Origin of the sequence: Bacillus sp. 03113 (genome assembly GCF_006546985.1) — a bacterium.
Classification (GTDB): Bacteria; Bacillota; Bacilli; order Bacillales; family Cytobacillaceae; genus VATK01.
Window position 1 is genome coordinate 86,810 of the sequence record NZ_VATK01000014.1, and the last position, 14,403, is coordinate 101,212.

The window sequence follows — 14,403 nt, forward strand, 5'->3', positions numbered from 1 at the left end:
AAATAAGGAAGGAACAATTAGATGTTTTTCCTTCCTTATTTAACCGTTTATGAAAAATATTCGTTCTTGTTGTATCATACTATCCTTTCATTCGTGGAAGAAAGAAAGTAAAAGTCGTTCCATGACCAAGCTTACTTTGCACGTCTATATTGCCCTTGTGTGCCTCAATTATATTTTTTGCGATGGCAAGCCCTAAACCGGTTCCTGACCGACCTCTTGTCCTTGCTTTATCTGCCTTATAAAAACGCTCAAAAACAAATGGTAAATCTTCTTCTGAAATACCTTCTCCTGTATCACTTACTTCAATCGATAGTCCACGGCCATCTTCAGTTACTGTGACTTGAATCGATCCTCCAGAAGATATATGCCGTATGGCGTTATCAATTAAATTCGTTAAAACCTGCTCCATTCGATCTGGATCAAAAAAGAATATATCATTCTCACATTTGTATTCAACATGTAACATGATCTCTTTTTCTTTTACTAAACCTTGAAATTTTCTAATGATCCTTTGAATATAAGGATGTAATTCTACTTCTTCTATATTCAAATGCTTATGTCCTGCTTCCATTCTTGCTAAATCTAACAATTCGTTTACAAGACGACCCATTCTTAGTGATTCATCATAAATGATGCTTGCCATTTCTTTTTTCTCTTCATCCGTGCCTGCAATATCATCCACAATCGCCTCACTATAGCCCTGGAGCATAGAAATTGGTGTTCTAAGCTCATGAGAGACATTGGCAATAAAATCATTTCGGAGTTTATCCAGTTTTCTTTCTTCAGTCATATCCCTAATAACAGCTACAGCACCTCGAATATATGTATTATTATACAACGGACTTACTATAACAACCCAGAATCGTCCTTGAAGAGAAATCTCGCCTACTTGTTCATCTTCGGTGCTCAATGCGAGTTGAAATAAATCCATCACTTGTGATGGGATTGCTTCCGTATTCTGATGCGTCCGATCTTGCTCATAATACCAATAATGAAGAAATCGTTCCGCAGGAGGATTTGTAATTAAAATGGTCCCATCCCTACTGAATGTAATAACTCCATCCGCCATTCCGCTTAGTATGCTCGAAAGCTTTTCTTTCTCCTGACTTAGAGCATTCATATTAAATTTTAATTGTCTACCCATTTGATTAAAGGCTGTTGCTAATTCTCCAATTTCATCATGTGTTAAAATGGGAACCTTTGTATCAAACTTTCCTCTTGCTACAGCAAAAGCAGCCTCTCGCATCTTCCTCAATGGAGATGTGATTCGTGATAAAAGGAAAAACGCAAAAATAGTAGTCAACACAATCGCTACACCTGCAGCTAAAAAAATAAACTTCGTCGTCGACCGAGTGGTCTCTTCCTCAAAAGGCTGATAGACATAAACCGCTCCTGTTTCCCCTGTTTTCGAGTGGAAAGGAATTCCGATCATGACCATCTTTATTTCCTTATTAGAACCCTTAAGATCTCTATGATAGGTTGTAACAATGGTTTTCTTTTTTTCTTGTATCAACACCTGAGAAAGTTCTTTATTTTTAAGAAAATAGGAAATTGGAATAGAAAAATTCCTTGAATTAACTGGTGAATGAAAGGCTTCATTTTTTGTTTTTGCAATTGTCATTCCCATCTTTTCATCCAATAAATCCCATGAAACTTCTTGACCGAGGGTATCATCATATTTTTCAAAAATGGTCGCTACTTTAGTAGCAGTACTTGATAAGTTTTTCTTCATCTCATCAATGTGGTAATTCTCGAAAAATTCTAGAAGCATGAGTGTAAGGATAAACAAGACAAAGGAGACAAGAAAAATGATAGTAATCCATAATTTACCAACAACACTTCTCCAGAGCATCATTCATGGACAACCTCAAACTTATAGCCCACGCCCCACACTGTAACAATCATTCTAGCTGCTGGTTCAGAGACTTTATTTAGCTTTTCTCGGAGTCTCTTAACGTGTGTGTCAACTGTTCTCAAGTCGCCAAAAAACTCATAATGCCACACTTCTTTTAACAATTGTTCACGATCGAATACACGATCTGGTGATTTACCTAAAAAGTAAAGCAGCTCATATTCCTTTGGAGTAAGGCTTACTTCGATTCCATCAGCTAATACACGATGAGCATCATGATCAATCATTAAGTGAGGGAAAACAATAACATCTTTTGTTGTTGTGTCTGTTTGCAAATAGGTGGTTTGTGACGATCTGCGCAGTAAAGCCTTAACCCTTAACACAACCTCTCTCGGACTAAACGGTTTGACAATATAATCATCCGTACCAGCTTCAAAGCCTTGTACTCGATTTACCTCTTCTCCCTTTGCCGTAAGCATAATAACTGGAGTTGCCTTTTTCTCCCTTAATTCCTGGCAAACTTCAATCCCATCTTTTCCAGGCATCATAAGATCTAAAAGAATGACATCGTAATCAGTTGCAAAGGCTTTCTCAAGCGCTTCTTTCCCATCCTCAGCTTCGTCAATTGTGTAATGTTCACGCTCTAAATACATTTTAAGTAATCTTCTAATTCTTTCTTCATCATCAACAATTAATATTTTTGTGTTATTTTCCATTTATGAAAATACCCCCTAAGCAAGTTTAAAATAGCATTTTCGTTATGTCCCTGCATATGAATGTAATCCTGCAATAACAAGATTGACTGCAATTAAGTTAAACATAATAATGATAAAACCTATGACAGCTAGCCAAGATGATCTCTCTCCATGCCAGCCTCTTGAAAGACGTAAGTGCAAGAACGCCGCATAGAATAGCCAGGTAATGAGTGCCCACACTTCCTTTGGATCCCAGCCCCAAAAACGCGTCCATGCAATTTGCGCCCAAATCATGGCAAATATTAAGGCACCTAGTGTAAACACCGGAAATCCAATGAGAACAGAGCGGTAACTAATTTCATCAACTAAATCTAATTTTATATGTTTTACCAAGGGCTTTAATGTTGCTGCTAATCTTTTACGAATTAACAGACGAAGAATTCCGTAGAGGAAAATTCCAACTCCAATTGACCATACAACTGTATTTAATTTTTTCGCATTTATCCAAGCTGGCATCTCTACTATAGGCTTGAACCTGTCTGCAGTTACCAGTTCCCCCTTATTAGGGCCTATAAAAGCTGGAATTGAATATTCTTGGACAGCGATTTGATTCGTTTTATCTTTCCAATTAAAGGATACTTTATAATCCATAACACTGAAAATGCTCGATACGATTATAAAACCAATTGCACATATAAGACCAACCAATGTGATTTCTAGCCAAAAAGTTTGTTTACTTCTTTTAGTCTGGTCTACTACTTTTACAAGATAGATTAAGGCAGATGCAAAGCTTACAGATAAAATAGCCTCACCCAAAGCTGCTGTTGTAACATGGATATAAAGCCAATCGCTTTGCAAGGCTGGGATTAAAGGGGAAATATCTCTTGGAAACATACTCGCATAAGCAATGACTAAGATGGCAACTGGTAAGGTAAATAAACCAAGTACAGGCGTTTTATATATATAATAGAGAACGATAAAAGCTCCAACTAAGGCCATACCAAAGAAGGTCGTAAATTCAAAAAGATTGCTTACAGGAGCATGCCCTCCTGCTAACCACCGAATAACAAAATATCCTAATTGTGATAGAAATCCCAAAATAGTGATCAGAATCCCTATTTGACTCCATCTGTTCATGAAGTTACTTTGGTTTTCTCTTTTATCTTTAATAGCTCCACCAAAAAAAATCGTTGCTGCTAAGTAAAGGATAAAGGCTGTGTATAATAAATTGCTGCTTAAATTTACCATATTCTGCCTCCTTAACTATCTCGTTTTTCTGGCAACTGATCAATAGGTTCGCTTATTTCTGTTTCAACCAATATTCCTTTTAATTCATTTTTTAACCCGTACCAATTCTTATTCGTATGTGCGGCTGTCCAAATTTGATCTTCATCCCGACGAATCCAAATTCGGCGATGGTTCCAATAGCTGCCTTGAATGACCCCAATCATAAAGATCACTCCCCCAACGATAAACAGCCATAATGTTAAATCCTTGCGAACGGTTAAAGCTGAAACATTTTTTGTTTCTGCTCCTTTAAAAGCCATTTTGTATAGATTATCTCCCGAAGGTTCGATCGTTTGCATAATAGCAGCAAAGCTTACTTCTCCTTCTGGTTTTTCTGGAGAGTACATTTTAAAAACAAATGCTGGGTTGTTCGGGATTTTTGATTTTGTCGTTGGCTTGCCATCTTCATTGAATTCAAAATCAGGAAAATAGCCAACAAGCTCTACAGAGTACCCGTTTTGAAGCTCATATTTTTTCTTTGGATGGAACAAATCAACCTTTATACTCCCGAATTCTTCTTGTGTCTCTTTTCTTATGAGCGCAAAGGACATTTGATTTAGTTCATCTAGTTTATAGTCTACCTGATAAAGAGCGTAGCCTTCAAATTTCAATGGCTGATTCACTCGAATTGGATAGTCCTTGATTTTTTCTAATTTTGGTTTTTCTCCAGGAAGACTATTCCCTTTCTTCTCATATAAAGTAATATTTGTTTGATAGTTCTTTGCTACTATACCAGCTCGATCAATAGCGTTTTGGAATACTTCATTGTCCTTTTTTTTATCATAAACCTCCAAAAGGAACTGATGATTCTTAATATAATACTGCCCATTAGTATCTGGTATAACCTTCGTTTCGCCTTCACGCAGCCAAAGAACATCGTCTACATACATTCCAGGAACAAACCTAAGCATGGCACCAATCAAAAAGATAATAAGACCAATATGGTTGATATACGGCCCCCATCTAGAAAAACGGCCTTTTTCAGCTAAGAGATGGTTTTTGTCTTCCCGAATATGATATCTCTTTGCTTTTAGGTTTTCTTTTAACTTTTGATAAGCTTCTTTACTTATTTTCTTTTCTGTCATTGAAAATAATCTTTGCCTCATTAAAAAATGATCATCTTTGATGACACGCTGCGCGTTTAAAGCTCGATATAAGGGTACAATACGATCAAGACTGCAAATGACCAAAGATACTCCTATCGAAGCGATTAATAATAAATACCACCAGGAACCATATAAATGATGAAATCCAAGGACATAATAAATCTTGCCTAAAAAGCCATATTGATCTTCATAGTAAGTGGCCGTATCTGAGACAGGTGGTATATACATTTCCTGAGGAAGAATAGTTCCTACTGCAGATGCAATTAGTGTAATCACAATGAGACAAATGCCGACTTTTACAGAAGAAAAGAACACCCATATTTTATCAATAATTGTTTTCTGATAGGTTTGTGAACGACGAGCACTCCCCTCATATCGCATGTCTAACAGCTTTTGAGCTATTGGAGACAGTTCTTTCCCACATGCTTCACAAAGTACTGTTCCATGAGGATTTATATGTCCGCATTCGCACTTTACTTCATTCATACGAATAACTCCCCGGTATTTATGGCTTAATTTGCTCCATAAAATCTTGAACCATTTTTTCAGTCAACTCTCCCGTATAAGACTTCACCATTACCCCATTTTTATCTATTAGAAATGTAATAGGAAGCGGATTAATTCCATAAGCAGTTTGAACCTGGTTATCACTGTCTATCACAACTGGAAATGATAGTTTATACTGATCAATGAATTGCTGTACAGCGAGTTCCGATTCTCCAACGTTTACCGCTAAAACTTGAACCCCTTGCTCTTTAAATTTCTGAAACCCGGAATCCAAATAAGGCATTTCCTTTTCACACGGCTTACACCATGTACCCCAAAAATTTAGTAACACTCCTTGTCCTTGATAATCAGATAGGCGATGCTGATTCCCACCCATATCGACTAATACAAAATCAGGTGCTTTTTTTCCTACTGAAACCGTTGCTGCTTCCTCTTTCGTCCAATTTGCATAAAGAGTATAAATTACTGCAGCTCCTAGTAGAAGCAAAATAATTGTTCTGATTAGTAAACGCCGGCTTTTCATAGATCCCCCTCCGATTACCATTTGGATACTATTATATCATTTATCACCATAAGGATATTGTTTACACAGCTTAACACATGTGACATTTTTATGAACTTATTTTTTAGCTAACACTCTCAGCTGCTTTACTTCGTGTGCGGTTAATTCACGACCTTCTCCCGCAACTAATCCATGCAAATTCAAAAATCCGTATCGTTCGCGCTTTAGTTTCAAAACAGGATGGCCAATCGCTTCGAACATTCTTCTTACTTGGCGATTACGTCCTTCATGTATGGTTAATTCAATGATCGCAGTGTTCTTTTTCTTATCCAAAGAGATCATTTTCACTCTAGCCGGTGCTGTCTTTCCATCCTCTAGCAAAATTCCTCTCTCTAAGCTTTTTAATTTTTCTCTTGAAGGAATTCCTTTCGTTTTTGCCACATACACCTTTTCTATTTGGTTGCTAGGATGCATGAGTATATTCGCAAATTCTCCATCATTCGTTAATAAAATAAGTCCCGAAGTATCGTAGTCTAGACGACCAACCGGGTAGATTCTTTCAGAAATCTCAGGAAAAAAATCGGTTACAACCTTTCTTCCTTTATCATCATTGACGCTTGAAATGACGCCCCTAGGCTTATATAAAAGAAAATAGACAGGTTCTTCCCGTTCAACAGGCACTCCTTCAACCTCTACTCGATCAGAGGGTGATACCTTCACACCTAATTCTTTTATTATTTTCCCATTTACTTTAACCTTGCCATCTAGTATCAACTCTTCTGCTTTTCTTCTGGAAGCAAAGCCAGCATGAGCAATAACTTTCTGTAATCGTTCCATTAATTTCACCTCTAAGTTATTCCAATTCTATCTTAATGAATTATGACATAAGTTTATCCGTTTTCAAAGACTTTGAATAGGCTTGTTATACGAACATGAAAAAAGATACCTATATCGGTACCCTTTTACGAGACTTTATTTTCCACTTTGTCCTATTTAGTTCCAAAAAACAGAGTAACAACTATGATCGCGGCAATAATGCCAACTAAATCTGCTAGTAGCCCTACCTTCACAGCATCCCCCATCTTTCTGATCCCAACTGCTCCAAAATACACAGTTAGTACATAAAAGGTTGTATCTGTACTTCCTTGAATGGTTGATGCCAGTCTGCCAATAAAGGAATCTGGTCCGTAGGTCGCCATTAAGTCACTTGTCATGCCTAAGGCAGCATTACCGGATATTGGACGAATTAAGGCAAGTGGCGCTATCTCAGGAGGAACTCCAATTACTACTAGTACAGGACGTAAAAAATTCATAAAGAATTCCAGTGCGCCTGACGCTCGAAAAACAGAAATAGCTACCAGCATTCCGACCAAAAATGGAATAATGGAGAATGCGATTTGAAGCCCTTCCTTGCCACCTTCAACAAAGCTTTCATAGGTCGGAATTTTTTTATATGTACCGTATAGTAATATAAAACCTATTAATACAGGTACAAGCCATAACGAAAGGATTGAAATAATTGCCATAATGTTTCATCCTCTACGAGTTCTTCGATAATAAAAGTATCGATCAATAAATACAGCACCAATCGCTGAAATGATTGAAGTGATTAAGGTAGGGCCCACAATTTCTGTAGGAGCTTGTGAGTGATAATTCATGCGTATAGCAATCACCGTTGTAGGAATTAACGTTAAACTTGACGTGTTTATCGCTAAAAATGTAATCATGGATCTCGTCACCACTTTTTTCCCGCCATTTAATTCCCTTAACTCTTCCATTGCTTTTATCCCTAATGGTGTAGCGGCATTTCCAAGCCCGAACATGTTAGCCATCATATTAGAGAGAATATATCCAAGCGCTGGATGATTATTTGGTACATCGGGAAAGAGTTTTTTTACAATAGGCCGAAATAAGGTACATAGCTTATCCAACAAGCCGGCTTCTTCTGCAATTCTCATAATTCCTAACCAAAAAACAAGAATACTAATTAACCCTATACAAATGGTTACCGCTTCCTTCGCACCTGAGAAAACAGCTGCATTAACCTCGTTCATCGTCCCATTGATCATCGCAAAAACAATGCCGACCACTGTTAAAAAAACCCAAATGAGATTAACCATTTTCTTTCACTCCAAGTACCGACATAAAAATTCCGCGATACACTTCCATAAACGCAGGTTGCTCGTGATCTGCTTTATGTTTATAGTAAATTGGAATGCTCTTTACCGGTTTATTATCTAAATAAATAATCGCTTTTCCAACTATTTTAGGAACTTCTTCATCATGTCGTCTCCAACGTTTTTTTGGTTTTTGCAATTGATATTTAAGTTTAAAATGGACTGTCTCTTCAGAAGTAACTGGGTAGTCAAATGAATTTTGAACAAATAATTTATTTTTATAAAAACGATTTTTAATGTCTTTGATTTTTCCTTTTGGGATGATTTGGATCATTCGATAGTTGTTAAAGCCCATATCAAACAAAGCCATATGGTCATTCCAATCATCTGGATCATTAAGAGTCACCACAATCAACTTCATATCTCCTTTTTCTGCTGTACTCACGAGTGTACGTTTTGCTCTTTTGGTGTAGCCTGTTTTCCCTCCGGTTGAATATTCATAAAACTCAGTTAATAAACGATTTTTATTTTTCCATACTCTGTCCCACTCTTCTGTTGGATGAGGGGCTCGGTATACCTTTGATCCCGCAATACTGCGATACACATCGTTTATCATGGCATACTTTGTGAGTAAAGCCATATCATATGCGGTTGAATAATGATTCTCATGATCATCCAGTCCATGAGGATTTGCAAAATGCGTCTTTTTCATCCCAATTTCAGCTGCCTTTTGATTCATAAGAAAAACAAACCCGTCCAAGCTTCCTCCTACATGCTCTGCAATTGCAACCGCTGCATCATTCCCAGAACGAAGCATCAACCCATAAACAAGATCCTTTAATTTTATCTTTTCACCAGGAATTAAATAGAGGGACGATCCCTCTGCCTGTACAGCTTTTTCACTTACCTTAACCATATCATTCATTTTTCCGGATTCAATCGCTATAATCGCTGTCATAATTTTCGTGATACTGGCAATTCTACTTTTCTCATAAGCATCTTTTTCAAATAAGATACGGCCTGTTTTTTGATCCATTAATATGGCACTCTTCGCACCAACAGAAACGGAAGCTTTCACCTTATGCGGCAGATGGAGTAAAAGGATAAAAACAGTAACAAGGAATATAATAAGAGACTTATAGAATTTCATTTAGCCATACCTCGTCTTCTTTTTTTAATAGTACAAGTTTATGCAGGACAAGTTAGGATATGACTAATATGCCATTTCTAGTGTGTATGAACCGTTAAAGCTTTTTTATGAATAACAGCTATGCTTAGTAGACTTGCGCCTGTAATAAAAAAACCAAGGCCAGCAAATAAGCCAAGCATCCGGGGCGCAACCAAATCCAGAATGAACCCCGTGGCCAACATCGACAATCCTATTGTCGTGTTGCTAATTGTAGCCAATAAACTAAACAAGACGCCTTGTTGGTGAATGGGTACACGCTTCATGATTATCGAATCAAAACATGTACTGCCAATTCCTCCACAAAAAGCGGCAAAACAAAAAAGACAGAAAGCAAATAAAGGTGACTGTGATTGACTTTGCACCATAATGAACGCTCCTTCTAGCATTAATACAAGCAAGCCAATATAAAGGAACCTGGACTGTATGAATCGTGCGACTGTATAACTAAGCATAAGCCCTATTCCAAGAGCACTGTAAAACAAACCGACTCCTATATCACCTAATAGATACTCCTTAACCGCATAGACACTTATCAGAACATTATCTATTCCGCTAAATAAAGGAACGAGGATCTCCAAAAGAAGAATGATTTGTAATAGAAAAGAACTAAAAAACAATGTTATGATATTTATTTTTTTTGCCTCTTGGTGCTGTTCTTTTCCTCTTTCAGTAAAAGTTAGCGTTGATAGAATCATACATGCTATAAAAAAAGATACACTGTTAATGACAAAGGAAGCTTTTGGTCCGAACAAGTATGAAAAATAGCCCCCTATAAATGCTCCAAGGATTAGAATAATCCCTACCATCACTTGCTCTAAACCATTGATTCGAACAATATTTTTTTGCTCCACTACTTCTGGTATGACGGATTTTCTTATAGGTGAATAAATGGCTTCACCCGCTGCTAATAAAAAAGTACTTGCATAAATCACCCAAATTTCTTCCTCGGAATGAACAAAAAGAAGCGAAAGAGAAACGAAAATGCGAATAAAATCTGCCGCTACTAGAATCCATTTTTTAGTAAATCGATTAACAAGCCATGCACTGATCGGTCCAAATAATAAAAACGGCAACACTCTAATAGCTAATGCAATCCCCACGCCAATCCCTGATTCAGTCAGATTTAGCAGCAAGGCTAACACCGCCACCTGACTAAATCGATCACCTATTCCATTTACTAAACCTGCCAAAAAAATTTTTGAATAAATTTTTTCTTTTCTTAATAAAGAAATCATTTGCCCTACACCTCAAAACACATTTAATTAGATAATCATCTAATTTGATAATAATCTAATTCAATGTGTTTGTCATCCCTCTAAAAAAAATAAAAACGAAAGCGACTACCCTCGTTTTTACTAATACGGCCTCCATTTTAGCTGACTAGCTTTTTGAAATCTTTCTTCAACATCCTTCCAATTGACAACCTCCCACCAATTGTTTATATATTCTTGTCGATTATTTTTATATTGCAGATAATAGGCATGCTCCCAAACATCTAAAACTAATAACGGGATTGTATCCCATTGAGTGAGGTCCATATGCATTTCCGCTTGTAAAATTTCTAAATGACGAGATCTGGGTGACCAAACGAGTATTGCCCACCCCACACCTTCGACTTGTTTTGCTGCTTCTGTAAATTGTTGTTTAAATGCCTCAAAGCTACCAAAATATTTATTTATTTCTTTTAATAATGATCCACTTGGCTTTCCTCCACCATTTGGACTCATGTTACTCCAAAAAATAGTATGCAAGTAATGTCCAGATCCATTAAACGCCAGCTCACGAGACCAATGCTTCACAAGAGAGAAATCCTTGGATAATCTCGCTTGCTCAAGCATCTTTTCTGCTTTATTTAATCCATCGACATATGCTTGATGATGCTTTGTATGGTGCAGCCTCATAATTTCTTCATCTATATAAGGTTCAAGTGCATTATACGCATAAGGTAAAGGGGGAAGTGAATGACCACCAGCCGGAACAAATGATTCATTCATAAAAATGTTCCCTAACTGCTGCCTATTAGTTACATACTCTTCCATTTTCTCATGTAGCTCCTCTACTTGTTCTTGAATACGCAACAAATCAGGTACATCTAATTCTTTGTTTTCAATTTGATCCATAATGGCTGAAAAGTGATTCAGCTGCATCCAAACCTCTTCCTCTTTTTGAATATTGGCTCCTTCTAGAAAAGCTCGCAGTTCGTAATTCCATTGTGATACTTCTTTTAAATAATCTTGAAAGCTTCTCAATTCTTCCACCCCTCTTGATGTTAATTTACACGATCTTCCTGGTTAATCGAGGCATCCTCATTATTCAATCGTATGTGGAAAAATTTAAAAAAGACTGCATCGTCACATGATACAGTCCGTAAAAATCATTTATTTTAAATTAAGCATCAATTGTCTCTTGAAACTTTTCAAAAAACAAATCCGCATCCTCCTGAATCCCATCTTCCTCAATCATATCAGGTAAAGATGGCAGTTCCTCTAAACTCTTCAAACCAAAGTAATCTAAGAATTCTTTCGTTGTTCCATATAAATAGGCTCTCCCTGTTCCTTCTGCTCTCCCAACCTCTTTAATCAACACCTTAGCCGCAAGCGTTTGTAAAGGGCGCTCGGTTTTTACTCCTCTGATCTCTTCAATTTCAGCTCTGGTGATCGGCTGCTTATAAGCGATAATCGCTAATGTTTCCAACGCTGCTTGTGATAATGAAGAGGTATGAGGTGATTCAATAAATTTTTTTAAATAAGGAGAGTTTTCTTTTTTCGTTGCAAACTGATAAGTACCTGCAAGCTCAACAATGATTATTCCACGTTCATGATTGTCTTCATATTCCTTCATAAAATCATACAAAAACGTTTGAACTGTTAATTCATCTATTTCAAGCACTTGTGAGAGCTGTTTAATCGTAAGGCCTTCATCCCCAGCTGCAAATAGAAGACTTTCGACAATACCTTTCCAATGATCCATCTCTTATTCTTCACCTTTCTTATGAGATACAAAAATTTCAGCAAAATTAGACTTTTGTTCGAGGAAAATTTGTTTTCTTTTCATCAGCTCTAAAATAGCTAAGAAAGTGATCACAATATGCTCACGATCTGAGACGGGAAAAAGTTCATAAAAGCTTCTGCGCCTTTTTCCAGTTTTCAGTATCTCAAGAATTTGATCCATTTTCTTTTCTATTGGGATTTCTTGTCTAGTTATTTTGGTGGACAATGGTTTTTGAATTTTTTTTCTTCTTAAAAGCTTATGAAAAGCAGCGAGCATATCATAAAGCGTAACATCCAATTCTTGCGACTCTTTCTGAATTTCCTTTGAATAATCTGAAAGGTCGGTAGGTGGCTTTGTAAACATGAGACCACGTTCATGTTCTAGCTCTTTTAAGTCTTCTGCTGCTTCTTTGTATTTTCGATATTCGATCAACTTTTCAACTAGCTCATCCCTTGGATCATCTTCCATTTCAAGGAACTCATCGTCCTCTAGCTGTTCTTCTTCATGTTTTGGAAGAAGCATCTTGCTCTTAATCGCAAGCAAGGTTGCTGCCATTACTAAATATTCACTCGCAACATCCAGTTCAAGCTCCTTCATCGTATGTATATACAAAAGATACTGCTCTGTTATTTCTGAAACAGGAATATCGTAAATATCTATTTCAAGTCGATTAATTAGATGTAGAAGCAAATCCAGCGGACCTTCAAAAGCATCAATTTTTACGTTATATTGCATGACTCTCACCAAAGTTTCTTTCTAACAAAATTTTCAAATCGATTGAGGGTGACCAAACAGTGTTTTTACTTAACATATGGGTATCTCTCAATTAGCTATCATAAGTATAGAGCATTCTTTATAGTTGTCCAATGAAAAATTATGACACGTATACGTATAAATCGTCAAACCCATTAGAACAATCATCAAGGTTATGCTACACTTAATGTATTGCTTCAAAGGAGAGAAATGATTGATTATGTATCCTACAGAATATATTAACTATTTGATTCATTTTCATGGTGACCGCGATTATTTTGAATGCCATGAAATTTTAGAAGAATACTGGAAAACAGTAGATAGAGCCAATAAAGAGTCCATATGGGTGGCATTCATTCTGCTGTCTGTATCAAACTACCATTATCGAAGAAATAATAAGATTGGTGCCAAAAAAACACTACAAAAAGCATTAAGCATTTTTATAAAACAAAAGCACCAAATCAATGATCTCGGAATAGATTCTGAAGTGTTATTAGAGCAGCTCAAGCAAAGATTAAAAAACATAGAAGCTAACGAGCCATATCAAAGCATAAATTTACCGATCTATGATCAGCTTCTGATTCATCGTTGTCGTTCTTTATGTGACAGACTTCAGATCAGATGGCAGCAGGTAAGTGACCTTTCAAATATGGATATCGTCCACCGTCATTTGAGGAGAGATCGCAGCCTTGTGATACAAGAAAGAGCTGATGCCTTAAAAGCACGGCGATTGAGGTGAAATAGCTGTTTATAGAATGTGAAAAGGCAAAGAATCTTTTATTCTTTGCCTTTTCATTCACCATTTATATCGCATTTATCAATAAAAGCTACTGTATAATCATTCGCAGTAAATTGTTTATCTGGATACATTTCTTTTAAAGCCTTCACCATTGATTTTCCAATTCCTTGTTGTCTATAAGACGGATTAACTGTAATATGTTGAATTTGGAGTTTTGCTTGATCAAGAAAAATCACACCAATAAGACCTATAATATCTTCATCCTGTTTCCATAAAAACAACTGCCAATTATCTTCTGTTTCATATTGTTTGATCGTTTGCTGCAGCTTCTTTAAATCTCTTTCATCTGGCATAAAAGACAATAAGCCCATAGCAATCTTCTCAAATGTTTTTTTGTATCGAATAATCATGATTATCCCTCATTATTAAATAAACCGTATTTCATCCTATTTTTCCCATTTTTTCGTATATCCAAACCATTTATCTCCTACATCATCGTACCTTTTATATCATACATAATTCACAGCAATTCTTCAATTATTAGTTTTGATATAGGCTTATTTTCAGTTAAAAACACAAAAATAAGAAAAGCATAAGGCGAATTACGCAAAAAATCCTGATTTTTTGGAGTGATTTGATTTATGACTCGAGCAGATGGCACCAGT

The 14,403-nt window shown here is 36.5% G+C and carries 15 protein-coding genes; 1 reads left to right on the forward strand and 14 read right to left on the reverse strand.

All coding sequences use genetic code 11. From position 1 onward, the window contains the following. Nucleotides 1-79: 79 nt before the first annotated feature. The 13 genes from FDO66_RS14535 to FDO66_RS14595 form a co-directional block, all read right to left on the reverse strand. Entirely contained in the window at nt 80-1,855 is a 1,776-nt protein-coding gene (locus FDO66_RS14535) for an ATP-binding protein (RefSeq protein WP_141433376.1), read from the reverse strand. Next, the gene (locus FDO66_RS14540) at nt 1,852-2,568 is read right to left on the reverse strand and encodes a response regulator transcription factor (protein ID WP_141433377.1); all 717 of its coding nucleotides are present in this window, start codon (nt 2,566-2,568) and stop codon (nt 1,852-1,854) included. The genes FDO66_RS14535 and FDO66_RS14540 overlap by 4 nt, the downstream gene beginning before the upstream one ends. 42 nt (nt 2,569-2,610) lie before the next feature. Continuing rightward, nucleotides 2,611-3,795 carry a c-type cytochrome biogenesis protein CcsB gene (gene ccsB, locus FDO66_RS14545; protein WP_141433378.1) on the reverse strand — a complete coding sequence of 395 codons (1,185 nt, stop codon included), beginning with the start codon at nt 3,793-3,795 and terminating at the stop codon, nt 2,611-2,613. A gap of 11 nt (nt 3,796-3,806) precedes the next feature. Further along, complete coding sequence (resB, locus tag FDO66_RS14550; protein WP_141433379.1) at nt 3,807-5,426, reverse strand: cytochrome c biogenesis protein ResB; 1,620 nt, start codon at nt 5,424-5,426, stop codon at nt 3,807-3,809. Nucleotides 5,427-5,445: 19 nt separating this feature from the next. Beyond that, nucleotides 5,446-5,970 carry a thiol-disulfide oxidoreductase ResA gene (gene resA, locus FDO66_RS14555; protein ID WP_141433380.1) on the reverse strand — a complete coding sequence of 175 codons (525 nt, stop codon included), beginning with the start codon at nt 5,968-5,970 and terminating at the stop codon, nt 5,446-5,448. Between the two features lie 96 nt (nt 5,971-6,066). Then, on the reverse strand, nt 6,067-6,786 hold the full coding sequence (gene rluB, locus FDO66_RS14560) for a 23S rRNA pseudouridine(2605) synthase RluB (RefSeq protein WP_141433381.1): 720 nt from the start codon (nt 6,784-6,786) through the stop codon (nt 6,067-6,069). Nucleotides 6,787-6,938: 152 nt separating this feature from the next. Then, nucleotides 6,939-7,475, reverse strand: coding sequence for a spore maturation protein (locus tag FDO66_RS14565; RefSeq protein ID WP_141433382.1), 537 nt, complete (start codon nt 7,473-7,475; stop codon nt 6,939-6,941). A 6-nt stretch (nt 7,476-7,481) separates the two neighbouring features. Beyond that, complete coding sequence (locus tag FDO66_RS14570) at nt 7,482-8,069, reverse strand: nucleoside recognition domain-containing protein (protein WP_141433383.1); 588 nt, start codon at nt 8,067-8,069, stop codon at nt 7,482-7,484. Continuing rightward, complete coding sequence (locus FDO66_RS14575) at nt 8,062-9,216, reverse strand: D-alanyl-D-alanine carboxypeptidase family protein (protein WP_141433384.1); 1,155 nt, start codon at nt 9,214-9,216, stop codon at nt 8,062-8,064. The genes FDO66_RS14570 and FDO66_RS14575 overlap by 8 nt, the downstream gene beginning before the upstream one ends. A gap of 77 nt (nt 9,217-9,293) precedes the next feature. Continuing rightward, nucleotides 9,294-10,490, reverse strand: a complete 1,197-nt coding sequence (locus FDO66_RS14580; RefSeq protein ID WP_258535738.1) for an MFS transporter — start codon at nt 10,488-10,490, stop codon at nt 9,294-9,296. A gap of 120 nt (nt 10,491-10,610) precedes the next feature. Then, the gene (locus FDO66_RS14585; RefSeq protein ID WP_141433385.1) at nt 10,611-11,504 is read right to left on the reverse strand and encodes a superoxide dismutase; all 894 of its coding nucleotides are present in this window, start codon (nt 11,502-11,504) and stop codon (nt 10,611-10,613) included. A gap of 139 nt (nt 11,505-11,643) precedes the next feature. After that, a complete protein-coding gene (gene scpB, locus FDO66_RS14590) occupies nt 11,644-12,225 on the reverse strand; it encodes an SMC-Scp complex subunit ScpB (RefSeq protein WP_141433386.1) in 582 nt (193 codons plus the stop codon). A gap of 3 nt (nt 12,226-12,228) precedes the next feature. Beyond that, on the reverse strand, nt 12,229-12,981 hold the full coding sequence (locus FDO66_RS14595; RefSeq protein ID WP_141433387.1) for a segregation/condensation protein A: 753 nt from the start codon (nt 12,979-12,981) through the stop codon (nt 12,229-12,231). 238 nt (nt 12,982-13,219) lie between these two features. Between FDO66_RS14595 and FDO66_RS14600 the strand changes: the two genes are divergently transcribed. After that, nucleotides 13,220-13,738, forward strand: a complete 519-nt coding sequence (locus FDO66_RS14600; RefSeq protein ID WP_141433419.1) for a DUF309 domain-containing protein — start codon at nt 13,220-13,222, stop codon at nt 13,736-13,738. A 53-nt stretch (nt 13,739-13,791) separates the two neighbouring features. On the opposite strand, the gene FDO66_RS14605 is transcribed toward FDO66_RS14600, so the two are convergent. Continuing rightward, nucleotides 13,792-14,148 (reverse strand): GNAT family N-acetyltransferase, encoded by a 357-nt coding sequence (locus tag FDO66_RS14605; RefSeq protein WP_141433388.1) that lies wholly within the window; start codon nt 14,146-14,148, stop codon nt 13,792-13,794. Nucleotides 14,149-14,403 lie beyond the last annotated feature (255 nt).

Bases quoted from the DNA above. Each gene is read 5' to 3' on its own strand.
- FDO66_RS14535 (WP_141433376.1), bottom strand. From the start codon at position 1,855: ATGATGCTCTGGAGAAGTGTTGTTGGTAAATTATGGATTACTATCATT.
- FDO66_RS14540 (WP_141433377.1), bottom strand. From the start codon at position 2,568: ATGGAAAATAACACAAAAATATTAATTGTTGATGATGAAGAAAGAATT.
- ccsB (WP_141433378.1), bottom strand. From the start codon at position 3,795: ATGGTAAATTTAAGCAGCAATTTATTATACACAGCCTTTATCCTTTAC.
- resB (WP_141433379.1), bottom strand. From the start codon at position 5,426: ATGAATGAAGTAAAGTGCGAATGCGGACATATAAATCCTCATGGAACA.
- resA (WP_141433380.1), bottom strand. From the start codon at position 5,970: ATGAAAAGCCGGCGTTTACTAATCAGAACAATTATTTTGCTTCTACTA.
- rluB (WP_141433381.1), bottom strand. From the start codon at position 6,786: ATGGAACGATTACAGAAAGTTATTGCTCATGCTGGCTTTGCTTCCAGA.
- FDO66_RS14565 (WP_141433382.1), bottom strand. From the start codon at position 7,475: ATGGCAATTATTTCAATCCTTTCGTTATGGCTTGTACCTGTATTAATA.
- FDO66_RS14570 (WP_141433383.1), bottom strand. From the start codon at position 8,069: ATGGTTAATCTCATTTGGGTTTTTTTAACAGTGGTCGGCATTGTTTTT.
- FDO66_RS14575 (WP_141433384.1), bottom strand. From the start codon at position 9,216: ATGAAATTCTATAAGTCTCTTATTATATTCCTTGTTACTGTTTTTATC.
- FDO66_RS14580 (WP_258535738.1), bottom strand. From the start codon at position 10,490: ATGATTTCTTTATTAAGAAAAGAAAAAATTTATTCAAAAATTTTTTTG.
- scpB (WP_141433386.1), bottom strand. From the start codon at position 12,225: ATGGATCATTGGAAAGGTATTGTCGAAAGTCTTCTATTTGCAGCTGGG.
- FDO66_RS14595 (WP_141433387.1), bottom strand. From the start codon at position 12,981: ATGCAATATAACGTAAAAATTGATGCTTTTGAAGGTCCGCTGGATTTG.
- FDO66_RS14600 (WP_141433419.1), top strand. From the start codon at position 13,220: ATGTATCCTACAGAATATATTAACTATTTGATTCATTTTCATGGTGAC.
- FDO66_RS14605 (WP_141433388.1), bottom strand. From the start codon at position 14,148: ATGATTATTCGATACAAAAAAACATTTGAGAAGATTGCTATGGGCTTA.